Below are 5,176 nucleotides of genomic sequence, written 5' to 3'. Positions count from 1 at the left end.
CAAAAAAGGTGAGCCGAAGCCCACCTTTTCATTTTAAAAAACAGCTATCTAAAACTATAAGCAATTGCTAGAAGTTTGAGTAGCGAGGAAACCATGCGCAAGCATTACCTATCGTAGGCTCAGCAGGTTTGACGATGCTAATCAGTCTCTAGAGTTGCGACTAACGCAACCAAGCCCGCGCATTACGGAACATACGCATCCACGCGCCGTCCTCGTCCCATGCTTCTGGTTTCCAGCTGTGATTGTAGGCGCATAGCGTACGCTCAGGGTGCGGCATCATAATGGTGACGCGACCGTCGGTGCTACACAGACCCGTGACACCGCCGAGCGAACCGTTTGGATTGAGCGGATAGGTTTCAGTTGGATGACCTTGGCTATCGACATAGCGCATGGCCAGCTGACCGTGTTTTGCCATACCGTCAATCTCTGTATTGTCCAGCGTGGCATAGCCTTCACCATGCGCCACAGCGATTGGCAAGATACTGTCTTGCATACCTTTGAACAGGATCGACTTGGTACGCTCAACTTTAACGTTGACCGTACGCGCTTCAAATCGTGCTGATTTATTGGCGATAAAGCGTGGGAAGTTTTCCGCGCCTGGGATCAGGTCTTTGAGCTGCGCCATCATCTGACAGCCGTTACAAACGCCAAGGCTAAAGGTATCAGGACGGGCAAAGAAGCGTACAAACTGCATGCGCAATTCGTCATGGAACAAGATAGAGTTCGCCCAACCAGAGCCTGCGCCGAGTACGTCACCGTAACTAAAGCCGCCACAAGCGACTAGACCGTCGAAGTCACGTAGATTAATGCGACCTTCTAGCAAGTCACTCATGTGCACGTCGACCGCTTCAAAGCCTGCTTGAGTGAAGCCTGCTGCCATCTCGGTCTGACCGTTGACGCCTTGCTCGCGCAGGATAGCGACTCTTGGCTTGCTGTTATCAGAATCAGCGCGGCTGTTTAGATATGGCTCTTCGACTTTTTGATTGAGATCAAAGTTTGGCGCAGCGATTAGGCCTTTATGGCTCGCATCAGCAATCAAGTCATACTCTTGCTGCACGCATGCTGGGTTGTCACGGCGACGGGCAATCTGATAGCTAACCTGACTCCATTCTTGTTGTAGCTCAGAACGGCTAAAGCGTAAGGTGTCATCGCCAATATGTAACGGTGTTTGAATGATGAGGCTGTCTTCCTCAGTACTTTGACCGACGAGACTAAGCATGTCGCTGACATTATGCTGCTCTGCTAGCTCCATCAATGTAGTGACGTTTTCAGGTAATACTTGGATGACTGCGCCCAGCTCTTCACTGAATAATTGACCGAGTAGGTTTTTATCATCTAATGACAGCTTGATACCTTGACGGCTGGTAAATTGCATCTCTGCAATCGTCGCCAGCAAACCACCATCACCGATATCATGATAAGCGCTGATGACGCCTTGCGCATTGCCTGCTTGGATAAAGTTAAAGAAATCGATTAAATCTCTTGGCTTATCAAGGTCTGGGCACTCGTTACCCAATTGACTTGCCGTTTGCGCAAGAATTGAGCCACCAAGGCGCAATTTACCTTTGGATAAGTCAATACGGTAGAAAGCGCTATCACCGTTGATTAGCTCAGGCGTTAAAGCTTTTGCCACATCGACGACAGGCGCAAACGCGGTAATCACAAGGCTCATTGGCGAGACCACTGATTTGTCTGCGTTACCATTTTCATCGCTGTCTGTCCAGTTAGCACGCATCGATAGCGAATCTTTACCGACTGGAATAGCGATACCCAGTGCTGGGCACAGCTCTTCACCGACTGTATGGACGGCGTCAAACAATGCCGCGTCTTCCGCATCGTCACCGCAAGCGGCCATCCAGTTCGCTGACATAGTGATATCAGATAGCTGAGCGATACGTGCGCCTGCGATATTGGTAATGGCTTCACCAACCGCCAGACGCGCCGAGGCTTTTGGACTAATAAGGGCAACAGGGGTACGCTCACCGACACTCATCGCCTCACCAGTCATTGGTTGACCATCAAGCGCCACCAGACCTGATGCGGTGATTGCGCAATCTGATACAGGCACTTGATAGCGACCAACATATTGATCGCGCACTACCATACCTGTGATAGAGCGGTCACCAATACTAATCAAGAATGACTTGCTCGCAACGGTTGGATGACGTAGCACATCTTTAATAGATTCAGTTAGGTTAAAGTCATTAAGCGCAAGCGGCGACAATTCATTCTCTTGACGACTAAAGCTGCGCTGCATCTTTGGCGTACCACCAAGCAGTACTTGCATCGGCATATCGACTGGCTGCTCAGGGAGCAACTCATCATCAACGATAAGCTGACGTATTTCAGTCGCTTCGCCTAAGATAGCATACGGACAACGCTCACGGGCACAGATTGCATCAAATTGCGCTTTGCTCTCTGGGCGAATCGCGAGGACATAACGCTCTTGCGCCTCATTTGACCAGATGGCCATTGGCGACATGCCCGCTTCTAGCGATGGAATCTTACGCAGGTTCAGATGCGCGCCCATGTCATGGTCATCGACCAGCTCTGGCATGGCATTTGACAGACCACCTGCCCCAACATCATGGACAGAGACGATTGGGTTGCCGTCTTGGCTGGCATTACTAGCGTCAATATCGTTACCCGCTAAGGCCCAGCAGCGATCGATAACTTCTTGACAGCGACGCTCCATCTCGGCGTTGTCACGCTGTACTGAAGCAAAGTCCAAACCTTCATCCAACTCACCACTATCGACCGAAGACGCTGCACCGCCGCCAAGACCGATTTGCATCGCAGGGCCACCAAGGACGATCAGCAAATCCCCTTCGCGAATGGCGTTTTTTTCAATAATGTTGCGTTTGATATTGCCATAACCACCGGCCAGCATGATGGGCTTATGATAGCCGCGCATCTCGCTGCCGTCTTTGGCCGCTGAAGTATCAAGCTGAAAACTACGGAAATAGCCGCATAGGTTAGGGCGACCAAACTCGTTTGAGAAATTGGCTGAGCCTAATGGCGCTTCGGTCATAATCTCAAGGCTGGTCGCCATACGATCTGGCGTACCATAATCCTGCGTACTTAATTGACCAGACTGCTCCCACTTCTCAGGCATCTCAGGGATATGAAGATGCGATACGTGGAAACCTGTCAGTCCCGCTTTTGGCTTACCGCCGCGACCCGTTGCACCTTCATCACGAATCTCACCGCCTGCGCCTGTTGCAGCGCCAGCATAAGGAGCAATCGCCGTTGGGTGATTATGGGTTTCGACTTTCATTAAGATGTCGATAGCTTCTTGATGGAAGTCATACGGATGCGCAGAATTGGCGTCCATCGCATCAGTCGGCACAGGATAATAACGTAGACCCTCTGCTCCTGCCATCACCGCCGCGTTGTCCTTATAAGCAGACAAGATGCCTTGCGGGTTTGATTGATAGGTATTTTTGATCATCTGAAACAATGACTTTGGCTGCACCTCGCCATCGATCGTCCACTCGGCATTAAAGATCTTGTGACGGCAATGCTCTGAGTTGGCCTGCGCAAACATCATTAGCTCAACGTCGGTTGGATTACGGCCTAGCTCATTGACATAGGCATTCATCAGATAGTCGATGTCATCACTCGACAACGCAAAGCCAAACTGGGTATTAGCCGACTCAAGCGCACTGCGTCCTTCACCCATCACATCGATGCGATTGAGCGATGCTGGTGGTTCGTCATCAAATAATTTGCTCACGTCATCTAAGTCATAAACCAAGCTTTGGGTCATGCGATCAAACAATAACTGCTCAGCGGCACTTGATAACTTGTTATTAATCGCATTCCCCTCACCGTCTGCTTTTCCATCAAAGGTTAGCGTATAAACGATGACGCGCTCGACGCGATTAATCTCGATTTCACAGTTATTAAAGAGGTCGGTCGCTTTACTTGCCCATGGCGATATGGTGCCAAAACGTGGGCCAACGACGACTTGTAATTGGTTGTCTTGCGGGGCGACAAATTGAATATCTTCTTTAATACCAAATAGGTCCAGCGCTTTTTTTTGCTCATCACCTTCGAGCTTCCGTGATAGCACATACACTTGCTGGGTATTGATTTGGCTGACATTTAGCTCGGTTTTTTGCTGAAACTGATTGATGAGTTGCTGCGTCTGAAAATCGGTAAGGAACGGTTGTCCGGCGATGGTCATCATAAAGGCATAATCCGTAAGATCAAGGCATCACTGCAATGCAAAGTAAATGGTCTGTGTATTATAACAAGAAGGCTCATAATAAGCAGGTATAAACCAGGATAAATTGTCCCTAACACACATAACTCATTTAAGAGAGTCTTCGCTATCTTTGTTTTTTTATAGCAGCAAACTTTTGCCTAACGCACTACACTTTTTACTTAATTATCGTATACCTTACAAACACTAACATCGTCTTACGGGCAGACTATATAACTGTGCAGGTGACTATCGTTATTCTACAACCAGCTAATAACTAAAACCATTAACAGCGACCTTTCACTAAAATTTCAATTTCAACGCAATAAGGATATCTATTATGAATAAACAAGAACAAATCGATAAAATCCAAGACGTGATTAAAGACGTAAAGTTTGCCATGATGAGCACTATTAATAGCAAAGGTGATGTCCATGCGTGGCCAATGACTACCAGCGAAGCGAGCATTGGAGCCAAAGAGATTTGGTTTATCGGTGACAAAACCTCAGACGTGGTAAAAGATATTCAAGACAATCAAAAAATTGGCTTATCTTATGCCACTCAAGATGAAAAAGATTACGTCTCTATTAGTGCCAATGCAGAGTTGCCAACGGATAAAGACAAATTAGATGAACTATGGTCTCCTGTCTACAATGCATTTTTTGAGCATGGTAAAGAAGATCCAAATGTACAACTTATTAAAGTTGTACCGCATGGCGTAGAATGCTGGTTAAGTGGTAGCTCTACTGTCAACATGTTTAAGATGGCCGCAGCAGCAGTACAAGACGGAGAAACTGCAGAAGATATCGGTAAGCAGTTTTCAGTCTCTCTGTAATATAAATATTTATAATATAAGTCACTGTATAACATAGATGAATCTGTAAAATTAGATCATCTTATATAAAAATAACAAGCAGTTTAACGACTTTGAACGCCAGTAAACCACTGTTTATTGGCGAAAACTTTTTT

2 protein-coding genes are annotated in these 5,176 nt (G+C 47.3%); one reads left to right on the top strand and one right to left on the bottom strand.

The window, feature by feature from the left end:
* Positions 1–160: 160 nt before the first annotated feature.
* Entirely contained in the window at positions 161–4,192 is a 4,032-nt protein-coding gene (purL, locus tag PENNN9_RS01225) for a phosphoribosylformylglycinamidine synthase (protein ID WP_058367951.1), read from the bottom strand.
* Positions 4,193–4,547: 355 nt separating this feature from the next.
* Here purL and PENNN9_RS01220 point away from each other — a divergent pair, with 355 nt between their 5' ends.
* Positions 4,548–5,042, top strand: a complete 495-nt coding sequence (locus PENNN9_RS01220; protein ID WP_058367950.1) for a pyridoxamine 5'-phosphate oxidase family protein — start codon at positions 4,548–4,550, stop codon at positions 5,040–5,042.
* Positions 5,043–5,176 lie beyond the last annotated feature (134 nt).

This window comes from Psychrobacter sp. ENNN9_III (assembly GCF_001462175.1).
GTDB lineage: Bacteria > Pseudomonadota > Gammaproteobacteria > Pseudomonadales > Moraxellaceae > Psychrobacter.
The sequence above is the reverse complement of the archived record's forward strand: the minus strand, read 5'-3'. Positions and strand labels throughout refer to the sequence as shown.

What these genes read in the sequence shown, in the direction of transcription:
- purL (WP_058367951.1), bottom strand. Translation starts at nt 4,192, where the DNA reads ATGATGACCATCGCCGGACAACCGTTCCTTACCGATTTTCAGACGCAG.
- PENNN9_RS01220 (WP_058367950.1), top strand. Translation starts at nt 4,548, where the DNA reads ATGAATAAACAAGAACAAATCGATAAAATCCAAGACGTGATTAAAGAC.